Annotated in this window: 10 protein-coding genes; 7 read left to right on the forward strand and 3 right to left on the reverse strand. The window is 40.7% G+C overall.

The features are described 5' to 3' along the window. Positions 1–6: 6 nt before the first annotated feature. From EFT72_RS01990 to EFT72_RS02010, 5 genes are read left to right on the forward strand one after another with little or no spacing between them, the layout of a single operon-like run. A complete protein-coding gene (locus EFT72_RS01990; RefSeq protein ID WP_347561828.1) occupies positions 7–633 on the forward strand; it encodes an SIS domain-containing protein in 627 nt (208 codons plus the stop codon). Positions 634–657: 24 nt separating this feature from the next. Beyond that, complete coding sequence (locus tag EFT72_RS01995; RefSeq protein WP_124065148.1) at positions 658–2,487, forward strand: hypothetical protein; 1,830 nt, start codon at positions 658–660, stop codon at positions 2,485–2,487. Between the two features lie 13 nt (positions 2,488–2,500). Continuing rightward, a complete protein-coding gene (locus EFT72_RS02000; RefSeq protein ID WP_347561829.1) occupies positions 2,501–3,895 on the forward strand; it encodes a hypothetical protein in 1,395 nt (464 codons plus the stop codon). Between the two features lie 11 nt (positions 3,896–3,906). Continuing rightward, positions 3,907–6,171, forward strand: a complete 2,265-nt coding sequence (locus EFT72_RS02005; RefSeq protein ID WP_124065149.1) for a sodium:solute symporter — start codon at positions 3,907–3,909, stop codon at positions 6,169–6,171. A 23-nt stretch (positions 6,172–6,194) separates the two neighbouring features. Next, entirely contained in the window at positions 6,195–7,130 is a 936-nt protein-coding gene (locus EFT72_RS02010; RefSeq protein WP_124065150.1) for a glycosyltransferase family 2 protein, read from the forward strand. Positions 7,131–7,207: 77 nt separating this feature from the next. Here the strand turns inward: EFT72_RS02010 and EFT72_RS02015 are convergent, their stop codons facing one another. From EFT72_RS02015 to EFT72_RS02025, 3 genes are all read right to left on the reverse strand, one after another. Further along, positions 7,208–9,013, reverse strand: coding sequence for a GH25 family lysozyme (locus EFT72_RS02015; RefSeq protein WP_124065151.1), 1,806 nt, complete (start codon positions 9,011–9,013; stop codon positions 7,208–7,210). Positions 9,014–9,127: 114 nt separating this feature from the next. Beyond that, a complete protein-coding gene (locus tag EFT72_RS02020; protein WP_124065152.1) occupies positions 9,128–10,276 on the reverse strand; it encodes an N-acetylmuramoyl-L-alanine amidase family protein in 1,149 nt (382 codons plus the stop codon). Between the two features lie 118 nt (positions 10,277–10,394). Further along, complete coding sequence (locus EFT72_RS02025; RefSeq protein ID WP_124065153.1) at positions 10,395–12,221, reverse strand: phosphotransferase; 1,827 nt, start codon at positions 12,219–12,221, stop codon at positions 10,395–10,397. Positions 12,222–12,680: 459 nt separating this feature from the next. Between EFT72_RS02025 and EFT72_RS02030 the strand changes: the two genes are divergently transcribed. Then, entirely contained in the window at positions 12,681–14,336 is a 1,656-nt protein-coding gene (locus EFT72_RS02030) for a cell wall-binding protein (RefSeq protein ID WP_124065154.1), read from the forward strand. A 219-nt stretch (positions 14,337–14,555) separates the two neighbouring features. Then, a complete protein-coding gene (locus tag EFT72_RS02035) occupies positions 14,556–16,094 on the forward strand; it encodes an O-antigen ligase family protein (RefSeq protein WP_243109917.1) in 1,539 nt (512 codons plus the stop codon). Positions 16,095–16,315 lie beyond the last annotated feature (221 nt).

Genomic DNA, 16,315 nt, shown 5'->3' on the forward strand with positions numbered 1-16,315 from the left:
GAACCGATGAACTATTTGGATGAACTGATCGAGCGTTATCCCGTATTATCCGGGATCAGAAACCAGATAACGACTGCTTATGAGATTCTGGCAGAATGTTATGAGAACGGAGGAACCCTGCTTCTAGCTGGCAATGGAGGAAGTGCGGCCGATGCGGAGCACATTGTCGGAGAATTGATGAAGGGATTTGTAAAACCCCGGAAGTTAGAGGCATCGTTTCAGGAAGAACTAAAAAAAGCGGATGTAACGGACGGAAGTTTACTGGCAGAAAAGCTGCAAAGAGGGTTGCCGGCGATTGCGCTGACGGGGCATCCAAGCCTTTCCACGGCTTATCTAAATGATGTGGATGGTACCATGATCTTTGCACAGCAAACCCTTGGCTATGGCAAAAAAGGGGATGTCCTATTGGGGATCTCCACTTCTGGAAATTCTCAGAATGTACGGTATGCCATGACAGTTGCAAAAGCTCTTGGAATGAAAACCATTGGACTATCAGGTAGAGATGGTGGACGTATGAAAGAGATGGCTGATGTGACCGTTATTGTACCAGAGACAGAGACATTTAAAATTCAGGAACTCCATCTGCCGGTTTATCATGCGCTATGCCTTATGCTGGAAGAACGGTTTTTTTAAACAGTGATTTCGAAAGGAGGAACTATGGACGATAGACAATGGACGGAAAAAGTGTCAGTCTGGAAAAGTGAAATCATTGCGGCCTTGCTTTTGTTTGGATTTGCTTTTTTCATCAACAGAGGAATTGAGATCAAAGGTCTTTATATGGACGATTTATATCTGTGGTCCTGTTATGGAGAACAGTCCTTTGCACAGTTTGTGTTTCCCATAGGAAGCACCCGGTTCCGTTTTGTTTACTATCTGGCTGCCTGGCTTGAGATGATGCTATTCGGGAGAGATATTTCCTTATTTGTTCCTTTTAATATTCTACTAAATAGCTGCATTGCCTATACGGTGTATCGATTTGGCAGACGACTCTCCAAACGGTGGCTGGTGGGATTTACCGGAGGAATCTTATATTTGCTGTCTCGAATGTCCTATTACCAGATCAGCCAGGTGTATGGTTTGATGGAAAGTCTGGCATTATGGGCGGCTCTTGGAATCTTATACTGCCTCTATCGGTATCTTACCGATGAAACCAAGGGGAAACGGTACGTTAAAATCGCAATTCTATTGTATTTTTCTGTTTGTTTTATTCATGAACGCTATATGGTATTATTGCCATTATTTTATGCAGCATTCTTGTTTAAAAAGGACAGGAGATGGAAACCATGGGGGGGAGTGACCGGTGCGTTTCTTATTGTACAGGGGATTCGGTTTCTCACCATTGGGAGCTTGTCACCAGCAGGAACCGGCGGAACGGCAGTGGAAGATACCTTCCATATTCTCGGTGCAGTCCGTTTCGCGCTCAGTCAGGTTCTTTATCTATTTGGAATCAATGCAGGCCCGGATCACCTAAACGGATTAAGCTGGATCAATTCCCCGTCCTGGGTGCGGGTATTTGTGGGATTTGCAGATGTACTCCTATTAATCATGATTATGGTTTTTCTCATCACGCTTATAAAAGAACGGAATCAGTTAAAAAAACGACTTCCTGTGGTTGGCCTTTTTTTGCTTTTTATTGCCTTATGTATTGGCTCCTCAAGTGTGACCATACGAGTGGAGACTAGATGGATCTATGTGTCCATGACGGCAGCCTGGCTGTTTGCCTGTTATATGTGTGGCATCGTAGTTCCAAAAAAGGAAGGACAAATCAGTTTAACCAAGCCCCTGTTATATTGTGGACTGTTCCTTTTATACGGACTGTTTCTACTTCCAGTCGAAAGTTTTTACAGAGGAAACTATGAAAACCTATATTATTGGTCATCCCAGCTGCGTTATAATTCTCTGGCAGAAGAAACCTATGGGAAGTATGGAGCCGATATTTTTGGAAAACGGATCTATATTATAGGAAACTCATATGAGATGAGTGATTTTACAGCAAGGACTTTCTTTAAGACCTTTGATCCGAAGAAGCTGGCACAGGGGACCGAAGTTAACTTTATTGATTCCATTCGGGACATTGGACTAATCGCTCCCAATATGCTTATTTTACGGGAGGATCCGGAACACAATGCATTTCAGGATGTAACTGATTTTGTTCGAAACTTAAAATTTGAGCGTGTCTATGGCAGCTATCCAGATGGCTGGCTGGATGAAAGTGCAAAAGTCAGAATTATGGCGGGCAAACAGGGAAAACTTAAGATGAAATTTTACTATCCAGGAGTAATCACAGGTCTAGAACATGTGATGGTAACCGTAGAAGGAAAGGAAACCACGATTCCCATAGAATCTGCAACAGTGACGGCTGAGATTGATGCCCCTCCTTTTAAGGTATCAGAAGTAACATTTGAAAGTAATTTTTACTACGAAGCCGCTACGGAAAAGCGGGGGGAGAAACATATGTCTGTTGTCGCCGAGATTACAGCTGATTAAGGAAAGAGGTAGAATGATGAATAGAAAAAGACGATATTATCTGATCCCTGCATTTGGGACCATCTTTTGCCTCTGGTATGTGTTTGCAGCAACCAGTGACGGAATCTATTCTGATTATGTCCGCCTTGTAAACAGTTATTTATCCAATGTGTGGGACCCGGCCAGGTTCTTTACTCCAGATATCCTCACCAGGATTCCCATCAATTATTTAGGACGAATCATCAACGTCTCATGGTTCGGATACAATCTCATGTTTGACCGGGTACTTGGCGTTTTGGCACTGGGACTTTCCGGTGGCGTCCTTACCGCCTACTGCATCCGAAAAAAGATTTCGTTTGGGTGGCTTTTGGTGTTAATGATGGTATTTTTTAGTTTGAATAAGTGGGAGATGCTGACAAATGGAAGTGGTTGGGCACACTTTTTAGCCTTTGCCTTTTTCTATTATCATTATGAAGTTATAGACCGGGTTTATACTGGAGAAGTACGTCCCCATGATCGATGGAAGCTCTACGTTCTTCCATTTGTCACCACACTTTTTATTGCTGGTCCTTATTGTGCGATCTATTCGGTTACGGTCATCTTAGCCTGTGCCGGAATCTTTTTCCTAAGAAAAAAAGAATCCAATCGGGATTTTATCCGGTACGGAATTTGTTCTCTGTCGGCTCTGGTTTTATACTTAGGCAGCAATTCGTTTGCAGTAGAGGATCATGCGGCTCCGGCAACGGTTTCTTTGTTTACTCAGCTAAAAGATACCCCTGGATTTTTTGCGCGCTTTATTATAAAATCCTTCTCTTCTATGGTGATTGGCGGAGAACGGGCAGAAGAAATTTTTTCCACCAATACTCCCTTTCTGATCCTTGGCTTGGCTGTGATGGTTTTGTATGCACTGGCACTTTGGCTCCAGTGGCGTTACAAGGTGTATGAAACAACCTTATTTCCTTTGATTCTTTTAGTGTCGGGTGGACTGAATCATGTTTTAATTGTTCTGTCCCGGTGGATCTTTTTAAGAGATAATTATGGAATCAGTTCCAGATACGCTCTGCAATACCAGATTGGGATATTGGGGATTTTACTCACTTTTTCCTTGGTCTTAAAACAGCAAAAGAAAAAAGTGGGTTCCGACTGGCCGCTTCGATTGGCTGCAGGGGCTGCCTGTGCCTTATTTCTCACTGGAAATGTCTATACGACCTATACGGAGATAAAAAAAGCACCCCTTCGGAAGAATCTTTTTGAAAAAAGAGCAGAACTGTCCCTTCATTTTGAAGAACTCACAGATGAGGAACTTCCAAAAGAATTTGAATATCGGCCTAGCCGGGCGGATAGCGGAGAGAAGGTTCGAAGTGCACTGACAATTTTAAAAGAAAATGGATACAGTGTATTTCATAATTCCAAGGAAAAAGAAAGATGAGTGAGGGTCATATGATACGATCAAGAAAGCACCGTTTTGCAATCTGGATTTTTATGGGGGGGTCTGTGGCTGCAATTTTGTATTCTCTGAAACAGATTCTGGGGATGGAAGCATTCCACTGGATGATAAATCAAAATGAATATAAGACGATGATGGCAGAGACAGCGGTGCTGTTTGCTGCCTTCTGTTTGTCCGGGCTTTTAATTCCTGGAAATAGAAGAAAACTCGGTGCTACAATCATAATAACTTCCATATTTTTATGGGCGCATCAGGTGTTTGTTCCAGTGGTGGTCGCTGGAGGGTATCTATTTGGCATCTTAGGGATGGGACATCTGATCCGGGTCAAACTGTTTAGACTTCCCCAAAAGGACGGAATTGCAGTGGATTTTCTAACCGGAGTATCGGCGGTTGTCTCCCTTTTTTGCCTCCTATCAGCTCTTGGATTTGGATCCATTCCTTGGCTAAAGGGCTTTGCTGTTGCAGGGTGGATTCTTTTTGCCCTTTTTGGAAGATCCGTTTTTAAATCAGAGAGAGTAGAAAATAGAGTTGCCTTTACCAACAGTGAGCTTGTGTTGCTTGCCTTTATTCTGACCATGGTCTGTATGCAGGCAGGAAGACTTAATATCGCAGTAGATTATGACAGCTTATGGTATGGAGTTCGGTCCCAGTATATCTTAAATAATGGGCATGGAATCTATGAAAATCTTGGTACCATTGGAATTGTGTACACATACTCAAAGGGATTTGAGGTGCTAACACTGCCGTTAGCAGATCTTCCGTCCTATAGTTTTGTTACAGCAGTCAACCTATGGCTTTCAGTCGGAGTTCTCTATTTGGGATATCATCTGGGGCGATTTAATTTAAAGCGGGGACAGGCAGTTTTTTTAACGGCTCTGTTATCGGGCACACCAGGAATTATGAATATGGCGGTTGCAGCGAAAAGTGATATGATTACCCTGTTGTTTCAGGCGATTTTGTTTTCCTGTTTTTTGTCTTATTTAAAGAAAGGAACCAGTTCCTATCGTTATCTGGTCTATGGGGTGGCAGCTTATTTGATCAGTCTGACGTTTAAGCCTACGGCCCTGATTTTTTCCACTGCAGTGTTTGGTATGGGATGTCTTTATATACTTGTTAAATTATTGATTCCTAAATTAGGAAAAGAAAAAGGAAATATCAGTTCTATCTTTGTGCTTCTAAGCGCAGCGGCAGCACTTCTGGGAATTTGGGGAAGAACCATAAAACTAACAGGACTTCCTGTTACATCTGTGTTCTCTGCCTTTTTCGTGAAGCTGGGATTTCATTTGAAATATCCATTCCGGATCAATCATATCCCCAATTGCAATGCCGGATTGTCTATGAAAGAACGGGTTTTGGGGTTCATAAAACGCCTTTACAGTTTCTTTTTTTCCCCAATAGGACCAGAAATGGACCATGTTATTCTTGCTTGGGGTGGATATTTGTTGTTCTTTCTTTTGATTTTGTGGATTACCGCCCAAATTTGGGGCAAACATGTGGATAAGGGAGAAAAAAAACACGTATCCGACTTTTTGGGTTTCGTATATGTTCCCTTTCTCATCGTCAATCTCATTGGTTTTGCCATGCTAAGCCAGGTGGATGGAAACTACTTTATGCTTCTTTATCTGCTCACGACGATTTGCGTGTTAAAAACCGCGGCGCAGGTGCCGGGTGCTGTGGTATGGAACAGTGCACGGGGGGCAGGAGCTTTTATACTGATTTTTTCCGTGTTTTTAACAGCTATGACAAACTGGAGCTGGAGTGTTGGATATACGCCGGTGTCCTTCCATCACAAAGGTTACTATAATCATATAGAAGAAACTCGTAAGAAGATGGAAGAAAAAGGAAATAATAGAATCTGGGAACTGGTGGCTTCCAATCCTCAGACCCGAATGATTGCCATCGGGAGCCATCCCGAAGTGCTGTCATTCCCATGCAATGTTCAATCCTACGATGATATTACAGGAGTATGGGGGAACGTAAAACTAGTAAAAAAGATGGATTACTTCGTGGATTTCATGGAGTATGCAAAGACAGATTTTGTCTATGTTCAGGCAAGCTATATTATGGAAAAGAATCGGTCCTATACCCTAGTTCGTGATCTGATTGAAGATGGAAAACTGGTTCCGGTATGCTATGAGAATGGGAATCTGCTGGCCAAGGTGGATCTTAAGGGGAGATACAGCCATATATCCCAACAAGCACTGACGGAATTCAAGCAATGTTATAGAAAAAAAGAAACCAAGCAAACGAAAGAGTGAAAGCAGCATTGAGGAGCAAACATATGGAAAAAAAATTATCGGTTGTTGTATCATGCTACAACGAAGAACAGGCACTTGGTCAGTTCTATGAGGAAACGCACCGTATTCTAAATAAACTTTACTGGGATTATGAACTTATCTTTGTCAATGATGGGAGTCAGGATGGCACGGAGGCTGTCTTAAAACAGCTTGCAGCAAAGGATAAAAGAGTGAAAGTGATTTGTTTTTCCAGAAATTTTGGGCATGAAGCAGCAATGATCGCAGGTCTGGATTACAGCGTAGGAGATGGAATCGTCTGCATGGATGCGGATTTACAACACCCACCGCAGTATCTGCCCCAAATTGTGGAGAAGCTAGAAGAAGGCTACGGAGTGATTAATATGGTCCGCACGAAGAATGAGTCTGCTGGTTGGGTTAAAAATTTTGCTTCTTCTGGATTCTACCGCTTGATCAACGTATTATCCGATGTTAAATTCGAACCCAATGCCTCGGACTTTTTCGCCATATCCAGACAAGCTGCAAAGGTACTGAAAGAGAACTACAGAGAAAAGGTCCGGTTCTTACGAGGCTATGTGCAAAACATTGGATTTGACCGGACAAACATTGAATATGAAGCTCGAGTGCGGGTAGCTGGAGAAAGCAAGTATAGCATAAAAAAATTATTTGCTTTTTCCATAAATACCATCATGTGTTTTTCCAATCTTCCGTTAAAACTTGGAATCTATGCGGGGTGTGGTGCGGGGATCCTTGGAATCTTGATGATGGCTTATACCATATGGAGTTGGGCGAGAGTAGGAACCCCCAGTGGGTATGCTACGATCATCGTACTGATCTGTTTCATGTTTGCGGTTCTGTTCTTAATTATAGGAGTCATCGGAAATTACATTGCCATCTTGTTTGCAGAATTAAAAGACAGACCCATCTATATTGTGAAAGAAACAGAGAATCTTAAGGACTAGGGAGCAGATAGAGTCAAACAATGCAAAAGACACCAGAGATCGATAACCGATTCTAGTGTCTTTTGTCATTCTATTATTTAGTGTATACCAGGTCCGATTTCTTTGGTAGGACTGGTCTCCCCTGTGGTTTCTGTATTTGCACTTGTTTGATTTTCTTTACGGGGAGCGTCAGGCTGTGTTCCAGAAGTGGGATCAGTCTCATTCGGAACTTCTGCTGGAGTTTGCGTGCAGACGCCGTTGGCATCGGAATCGTAGGAAACTCCATCGACTACAAAGGTAGTGGAAACTTTCATCTTTCCGTCCGATGGATCCAGATAATACGGTTTGCCGTTCACCGTTACCATGCCTTTTGCCATCGCACCGCTTTCACTAAAGTAGTACCAGTTACCATCTAACTGTCTCCATCCGGTGGTCATCTTACCGGAGGAGGTGCTTAAATAGTATTTGGAATCCTTTTCTTCCACCCATCCGGATTGCATCACACCGTTGGTATCAAGATAGTACCAGCTTCCATCGGTACTTACCCACCCAGAGCTCATAATCCCGTTTGGATTGAAGTGATACCACTGATTGTCTAACTGCTTCCATCCTGTGATTGCAGAGCCATCGTTGTCCATGTAGTACTTCATACGATCTTGCGTATTCCAACCAGTTACCATGGATCCATCCTTGTTTAAGAAATATCGTTTTCCGTTTAATTCCATCCATCCCGTTGCCATGACTCCGGAATCCTGTAGATAGTATCGTTTTCCGCCCATGTCTTTCCATCCGGTAATCATGTGTCCGGAAGGTTCATCCATGTAGTAGTACTGACCGTTTAGGTCCAGCCAGCCAGTTGCCATGGTTCCATCGGGATTTAAATAATACTTGGAGCTGTTATCCAAAAGCCATCCGGTATTCATGGAGCCGCCAGCATTGAAATAATACCAATGATCGGTAAGATTTTTCCAACCGGTAAACATTCGCCCATTTGATTCATCAAGGTAGTAACGCTGTCTGTCTTTGTCAAACCATCCTTTAAGAGGCTGCCCTTCTTCACTGATGAAAAACCAACCAGTTCCATCATTGATCCAGGCGTTTCTCTGCATGGCATAATTCTGGTAGTAATAGGTCTTATCTCCAATGGTTCTCCAGAGATTTTCAGGAAGTCTGGGTGTAAGATCTTGATATAAAAAGTCAACGTCGACGTTGCCGCTAATTCCATTGACGGACCCAGTACTTGTTACCTGCCACATGATGGGATTTTCAAACTTGTGTCTGGCTTCGTAACGAGCAACCCATACATCATAGTTCATGCTGGACAAATCAATCTTATTGGAAAGCCAATAATCATTGGCATAAACAATGGGATAATATCCAGCGTCCCGGATTCGGTCACAGAATGCGTTGATTACCTCGCTTACCTTCGTTGGCGGTAGGGTGCCAAGGCTGGCACTGTCTTCTGCATCAAATGCTATAGGGAAAGAGATTGGATAATCCTTTACCAAATCAAGAACAAAATCTGCTTCATCTCTTGCCATATCTGGCGTAGTAGCAAGGGAGTAAATATAAGCACCAACCTTTAATCCAGCTTGGGATGCCTGCTGAACATTGGTATGGAAATTAGGATCTGTGATCCCTTTGGAACGTGTTCCCAACATTACAAAGCTAACATCATCTGAAGCAACGGCTGACCAGTCAACTTGTCCCTGCCATCTGGAAACATCAATGCCTCTGGCAATAACTTCGGTGATTTTGGTACCGTCAGCCAACTGATAGGAACCATCCACCTTTTCATAACCAGCCGCCATGGAATCCATCGTGTGATGGAATCCACTCGACAGGAAAAGAATGGAACATAATGTGGCAGCGGCAAAACGCATGCCTGTTTTAGTATGTCTCAATGCTATAGCCTCCTGATTTTCTCTGAAAATTATTTGATCTGCTTATGTATAAAACAAAAGTGGGTATCCGCACCAAAGTGCAGATACCCACACCGATAGGATGTTCGTTCATTCTCAGCCAGGACCGTTTGTTTGCCCCGGTGTTAACTGATAGACTCCGGCTCCATTGTTTGATGAATTTGTGGTGCCGCCTGGAGTACCGTTTCCAGTTGCCCCCGGAGGGGAGGCTAAGTTATTCTGTCCGTTTCCAGAACTTCCACCTGGTCCGTTGTTTGTAATCCCGGCTGTAGAGTTGCTTCCACCTGGTGCATTCACGCTTCCGCCGCTGCTAGTTCCCGGAGCATTTCCGCTGTTGCCTCCGTTCCCTGACGGTGTGTTATTATTTGATCCAGAAGGGGCATTGGAACCGTTTGAACTGCCCTGATAGTTTCCATTGGAATCAAAGGTATAGCTTTTTCCATCAATGGTAAGGGTCGTATTCGTTGCCATCTTACCGGTAGAGGGATCTAGATAATAATAGACACCGGACAACTGAACCCAGCCAGTCATCATATGACCGGAATCATTAAAGTAATACCAGTTCTCGTCTATCTTTTTCCAACCATGGGTCATCTTCCCGTTGCTGGTGTTCATGTAATATTTATTGGTTCCATCACTGAGCCAGCCAGTCATCATCTTCCCAAGTACTGTTTTTTTGTCTGCATTGAGATAATAGTACTCGTTGTCAATTTGTTTCCAGCCAGTTACCATCTTCCCATCCGTTCCGAAGTAAAACCAGTCGTTCCCGACCTGATTCCATCCGATGGCGCAGGTTCCATCTTCTTTAAAGTTGTACCAGCCTCCGTCCATCTCACGCCAGCCGGTAGACATGGAACCGTCGCCTTTCATATAATAGTACTTGTCCCCGATCTTTAACCAGCCTTTAACCAGGATCCCGGTATCATCCATTAAATAATAATATTTTCCATCACTCTTGACCCACTTAGTACCCATGGCACCATTGGAATGAAAATAATACCAGTTCCCATTGATCTGCTTCCAGCCAGATGCCATATAACCTGTGGATAAATCAAGAAAATAAAAGGTTCCATCAGACGTCTTAACCCAGCCCTTATGGACAGAACCATCTTGGTCAAGATATTGCCAATGAGAGTCCTTCTCAACCCACCCGGTTGCGGCCCATGATGTCATTGCAGGCATCATGACTGCAGATCCGATTAGTCCTGCAAGTACCAGAGCTGCCGCTTTTTTTCCGTATCGCATATTGTTCGATTCCTCCTATTCTTGCCATTGCTTTTTCACATATTGATTTATTATAACATAGGACACATACCAATACTTAAACATTTTATTACGATTTGTAAACGAATTTCCAAAAATGTCATTTTTTAGATAATTTTTCACATCGTTTGCTGTAAGTTTTGGCATAACGATACATGATTATGGTATATTCGCCAAACTCTTCCCCAAGCGCTGCTTTGTACATCGCCCAAAGACTCCATAAGAAGCCACCAAGTGCCATATAGGCATAGATCCGGTATCGTTCGTCTTCATTGGGATCTCGTTCCAGATACATGGTTATCAGACGGTCAGTTTCTTCTTCATCATAATAGGAATAAATCGCACACATGGCAATATCGACAAGGGGATCACACATACCTGCATACTCCCAGTCGATAAGCTTAACCTCCCCATCTGGAAGGATCAAAAAGTTGTCGACCACCGTATCCACATGTGAGAGAACCTTCTCATTGTTTAATTTGTCCAGTTGATCCAATAGTCCATTGATCTGGGTGCGTACTTGATCATAATCTTCAAATGGAATGCTTTTGTTCTGCCTGCATAAGTCTTCATAAAACTGGATCCGTTCATGGAAATCAAAGGAATGTTCCACCTTAAGCCCAGTTTTATGAAACTTACGAACAACCTCCATACAGTGTTTCATTTCTTCCGGATTTTGAGGATCTGCATTATGGGTTCCTTCATAATATTCAGAAATTTTATATCCAGTCTCTCCATTAAAATAAATCACCGTCTCAGAGATCCCTTTGCCTGCAAGGACATCATAGACAGCTTTCTCCTGCTTCCGGTTTATTAATCGCTCGGTTCCAGGGCCTGGTATCCGGCAGATATAATGTTTCTTCTTAACTTTAAAGAGGAAGGATTTGTTGGTCATACCCGCTTTTAAACATCGGATTTCCGTGATATCAGATTCTGGAACCTGAAACACTTCCGATACCAGTTCCATCGCTGCACTGTCAGAACGATGTTGATATTTAATATCAAACAGGCGCAGTTCCTCCAGATTTTCAAATTCGTAGACTTCATCTTCCTGCCTCCGGTTTACATGCAGATGGATCTCTTTGCCCGCTGGCCAAAGATCAGGCAGCTTTTTAGACGCTTCCCCGGAGAGCATATCCATAAAGACATTTTCCCAGTAAAGCTGTTCAGTTCCAGGCATTTTATAATAACCTTCCAGCACAGGAATAAACTGTTTGGAGAATGATTTCGTAAAATAAGCAGGACCGTACATGACCCAGGCATCTGTTCCGCCTACCTGTATGTCTAAAATCTGTCCTTTCTTATTAAAGTCTAGACTCCACTCTGAAGTCTCTCCTTTCATAAAGACGGATGAGTACCAAGAGCCACCCTCAAAGGTATGATACATGTTATGGCGAATCCAGTTGTCAGAAGAGAGAATATATAGATTCTTCTTTATTAAAAGGTCTCTGACATGGTAGATGGTAGCCAGGTTGTTTTTCTTTGTATATTCTGGATTATAAAAAAGGTTCACTTGATATTTATCAATTAGGTATTCAAATTTTTCCTTCAAATAACCCACCACAATGGTGATGTCGGTGATACCAGCTTCATGAAGCTGGCGAATCTGCCGCTCAATCATCCGTTCTCCAAAGACTTCTAAGAGTCCCTTTGGGGTTTCAAAGGTTAAGGGAACAAAGCGAGATCCAAATCCAGCCGCCAGGATGATGGCACCATCTACTTTATGTTCGTGAAGCAGTGCTTGTCCATCTGGAAGCAGTTGATAGGTCTGACTGTTGGGTTCAAGTGAAATCAGCTTTTCTTCTATACAATCTTTGACCAGGCGATTGACGGTTCCAAGGGAAACAGACAGCTCCTGGGATAAATCTCGTTGGGTAACAGCCGGATTCTCCAAAACAGAACGGCAGATAATAATTCTACGATCCATAACAGTATAACCTCCATATAGGAATATTTGATGTTCAAATTTATGAGTTTCATAATTTATATGAACATTATACCATTGTTATAGCAAAAATCAATACAGGATTCTCTCTTTGTTTTCTGCCTGCAAAAGCGACGTTTTCATAGATTTTCAATGAAACACTAGCCTTATGTATGAAAAAAATACAATTTTAGAGGAATGAAACCGTTTCGTAATGTTTATGTAAGGAAATGAACAGAGAAATGTTATAGCATTTTCGTAAAAAATGTATTATACTGTTCCATGTGATGGAGGATTTGATAGCTTCTGGCGGAAATGTAAATATTTTGTGCTTTTTGAAAAATATGCAAAAAAAGTAAAAAAAGTATTGATAATTTCCATTGCAGGAAGTATAATTACCTCGTAATGCTATTAGGAATTTCAGAAAGTATTTCAAAAAGAAAAAAGGAGAGTGCATTAATTATGAGAAAGCAGACTAAATTAGTTGCTGTTTTATCAACAGCAGCACTGCTGGCAGTAGGCGCTTCCATGACTTCTTTCGCAGCAACAGGCTGGCAGGAAGAAAACGGTTCATGGGTGTACTATGACAGAAGCGGAGATTTAGAAACAGAGAAATGGGAAAAATCAGGAGATAACTGGTTTTACTTAAACGATGACGGCGAGATGACTACCGATGCAGTCGTTGAATACAGCGATAACTTCTACTATGTAGATGAGAATGGTGCTATGATAACCAACAAGTGGGTTTCTGTAGAAAATACAGAATCTGCTGATGATGATGATCAGCCTACCAATTATTGGTATTACTTTGGATCCAATGGTAAGGCTTATAAGAGCTCTAGCAACAGCGACAATGCTTCTTTCAAAACCATTAATGGCAAGAAATATATCTTCGATGATGAAGGTAAGATGTTATATGGCTGGATCAACAGTAACGGAGAAAGAGAAACAGCTGATGATGCATGGCAGACAGGTCTTTACTACTGTGGTACTGAGAATGACGGTGCACAGGCAGCAGGTTGGGCTCAGCTTGATATCGTTGATACAAATTATGATTCTACTAATACTGGATACTCCAGTGGTAATGTATTTGATGATGAAAATCAGACTCGTTGGTTCTACTTCAAGAGCAATGGTAAGAAGATTGACGACGAGGATGGTAAAGGCATCAATGGCAAGAAGTACAGCTTTGATGAATATGGCCGTATGAACGCAGAGTGGGTTGTTTTTGACGCTACTCCTGCAACTGCTAGCCAGGGTAATGCAGCTTACACTGAAAACTGGAGATACTACGGTACACCAGAGGATGGCGCTAGAGTAACCAAAGGATGGTTTAAGGTTGTTCCTGATGAATTCCTGAATACCGGTGATTATGATGATGATGAAGATGCTTGGTACTATTCTGATAAAGATGGTAAATTACTTGCATCTGAGATCAAAACAATCAACGGAAAAAAATACCTCTTTGATGAAAAGGGTAAGATGAAATCCGGATTAAAATTCGTTTCATTTAAAAATGATAGTACAAAAGAAGTAGATACCATTTTATCTGATGATAATGATGATCATCCATTCGATACAGAAGATAAATTCAAAGAGAATGCTCCTAAATTGACAGCGGATAATTATTATTGCTACTACTTCGGTGATGGCGATGATGGTTCTATGAAGACAAATAAGCAGACTCTTGATATTGATGGAGAGAGCTTTAGCTTCATATTCAACAAGTCCGGTACTTACAAGGGAACTGGTAAGACTGGTGTTGACAACAAAAAGTACTATTTAGCTGGTATGCTTTTAAAGGCTAAAAAGGAAGACAGATATGCTGTTGTTAAGATTACTTCTGTAAAAGATAAAACTGATGAGTATGATTTATTAACAACTGATGATTTCTACAAAGAAGAATATGTAACTAAGGGTGATGCAGCTAAGCAGGATAAGGATTGGACTGAGTATTATACAGTAAAAACCGATGATGCTAAAGCGGCTGGCGTTACTTACAGATTAGTTAATGCTTCTGGTAGTGTTCAGAAGAACAAATCCAAAGCAAAAGATGGCGAGGAACGTTGCTATCACCTTGATGGAAATAATATTGAATACGTTTATGCAGAAGACTAATCTTATACATTAAGATAAGTTACAGAAAGTCGGTGACGGGGAAACCCGTCACCGGTTTTTTTGTAAAAATGTATAGTTTATTTGCAATTGGTTTATGATTAATATTAAGAATTTGCTAAATCATTGTAGAGACCAGACTTCAGTGTTATACTATAAAACAAATGGATGGAAGGGGCTGGTACTGGTATGTTTATAAACGAAAAGGGGAGTAAGCAATCTGTGAATCAATATGATTTTAAGGCTTTGATTCTTGTGGTTTACATTATATTAATCGGTGTAATTTTCCCATTGGTTGTCAAAGATGCGTACTTTGATATATTAACCGTAAAATATTACTATTTCTGCATCTGTACGATTGGAATGATTATCATACTTTTTTTCTGTTATTTATTTACCGTAAAAACTAATTTTAGTATGGTTAAGCCAAATGGAATGAATGAAAGTCTGAAAAAACTTAGTAAGATGGATTATTTTGTTTTGTTGTTTTATTGTATTGCTGTTATTTCTACAATAACATCCTCTTATGTGTTTGAGTCATTTTGGGGAAATGAGGGACGATTTACAGGTCTTTTCTTAATTACTTGGTATGTGCTTTCTTATTTTTGCGTCAGTAAATTTTTGAAGTTTAAAAAGTTGTATCTTAATTTAATACTAATTGCTGGCCTTATTGTATGTATATTTGGTATTACCGATTATTTCAAATTAGATATATTGGGATTTAAAATTCGCCTGATGGATGCTCAAAAAGACATATTCACTTCAACTTTAGGCAATATTAATACTTATACCGCCTATGTGGGTATGATAACAGCAATTGCCACTGTTTTATATTCTAAGGCAGAAAATAAACTTCAATTGCTCTTATACTATCTTTGTATGATAATTACTTTTTTTGCTATAATAATGGGAGTTAGTGATAATGCCTACCTTTCGTTATTTGCATTGTTTGTTTTTTTACCTTTGTATCTATTCAAGAATATAAGAGGGATTAAGAGATACTTAATCATCTTAGCAAGCTTTTTTTCTGTCATTCAGACTATTGCCTGGATCAATGTATGGTTTGGAGATCGAGTGCTTGGTATCGATGGGTTGTTTGGGGTGATCGCTCATTTTTCTTATTTTCCTTACATTGTATTGGCCATATGGGGAATTATAGGAGTCTGGTATTTGATTGATTTTAAGCATCATAAGGATAGATCAGAGGAATGTGACAAATGGATTAGAATGGTTTGGTTCGGGTTTATTGGCTTGACCTTTCTATCAATTGTTTTTGTTTTGTACGATTGTAATATTGCTGGAAATGAAGAACGGTATCGCTCGTTTAGCAATTATTTAGTATTTAATGATGATTGGGGAACGCATCGTGGCTATATCTGGAGAAATGCTATGGAATGTTTTCGTGAATTGCCTATATGGAAAAAGTTGGTTGGATTTGGACCTGAGACATTTGGCATTTTGATTATGAATAAAACAGCAAACAATCCTTATCATGAATTGTTTGACAGTGCACATAATGAATATATACACTTATTGACGACGGTCGGTATTGTCGGATTGATGGCTTATTTGGGCATTCTTATATCATTTATAAAAAACGGGATAAAACAACAAATTAGTAATCCCTACGGAATAGCTATTTTGTTTGCCGTGATTTGTTATAGTGCTCAGGCATTTGTTAATTTAAATTTACCAATTGTAACTCCGATTTTCTGGCTTTTATTGGGTATGGGAGTGGCTGTATCTAATTCAAATAGTTAATATATAGAAAAGGAATTTTATTGGGGATTTAATGACCAATAGAATTCCTTTTTATTTTAATTAAACAAGTATATGTAATGTTTGGATATAGTGTAAATTTAGTTATAATTAGGGAATATATTACAATATTAATAAAATATTAAAGGATTTCCAATTCTTTTTGCTTTGTATCAAGTTGCGTTCTTAAGTGTTGGATGATATACTGTACAAAGGTTTATTTA

This window comes from Clostridium sp. E02 (assembly GCF_003833015.1).
Taxonomy (GTDB): Bacteria; Bacillota; Clostridia; order Lachnospirales; family Lachnospiraceae; genus Lacrimispora.

Coding starts and splice junctions, on each gene's coding strand:
- EFT72_RS01990 (WP_347561828.1), top strand. CDS start 7: ATGAACTATTTGGATGAACTGATCGAGCGTTATCCCGTATTATCCGGG.
- EFT72_RS01995 (WP_124065148.1), top strand. CDS start 658: ATGGACGATAGACAATGGACGGAAAAAGTGTCAGTCTGGAAAAGTGAA.
- EFT72_RS02000 (WP_347561829.1), top strand. CDS start 2,501: ATGATGAATAGAAAAAGACGATATTATCTGATCCCTGCATTTGGGACC.
- EFT72_RS02005 (WP_124065149.1), top strand. CDS start 3,907: ATGATACGATCAAGAAAGCACCGTTTTGCAATCTGGATTTTTATGGGG.
- EFT72_RS02010 (WP_124065150.1), top strand. CDS start 6,195: ATGGAAAAAAAATTATCGGTTGTTGTATCATGCTACAACGAAGAACAG.
- EFT72_RS02020 (WP_124065152.1), bottom strand. CDS start 10,276: ATGCGATACGGAAAAAAAGCGGCAGCTCTGGTACTTGCAGGACTAATC.
- EFT72_RS02025 (WP_124065153.1), bottom strand. CDS start 12,221: ATGGATCGTAGAATTATTATCTGCCGTTCTGTTTTGGAGAATCCGGCT.
- EFT72_RS02030 (WP_124065154.1), top strand. CDS start 12,681: ATGAGAAAGCAGACTAAATTAGTTGCTGTTTTATCAACAGCAGCACTG.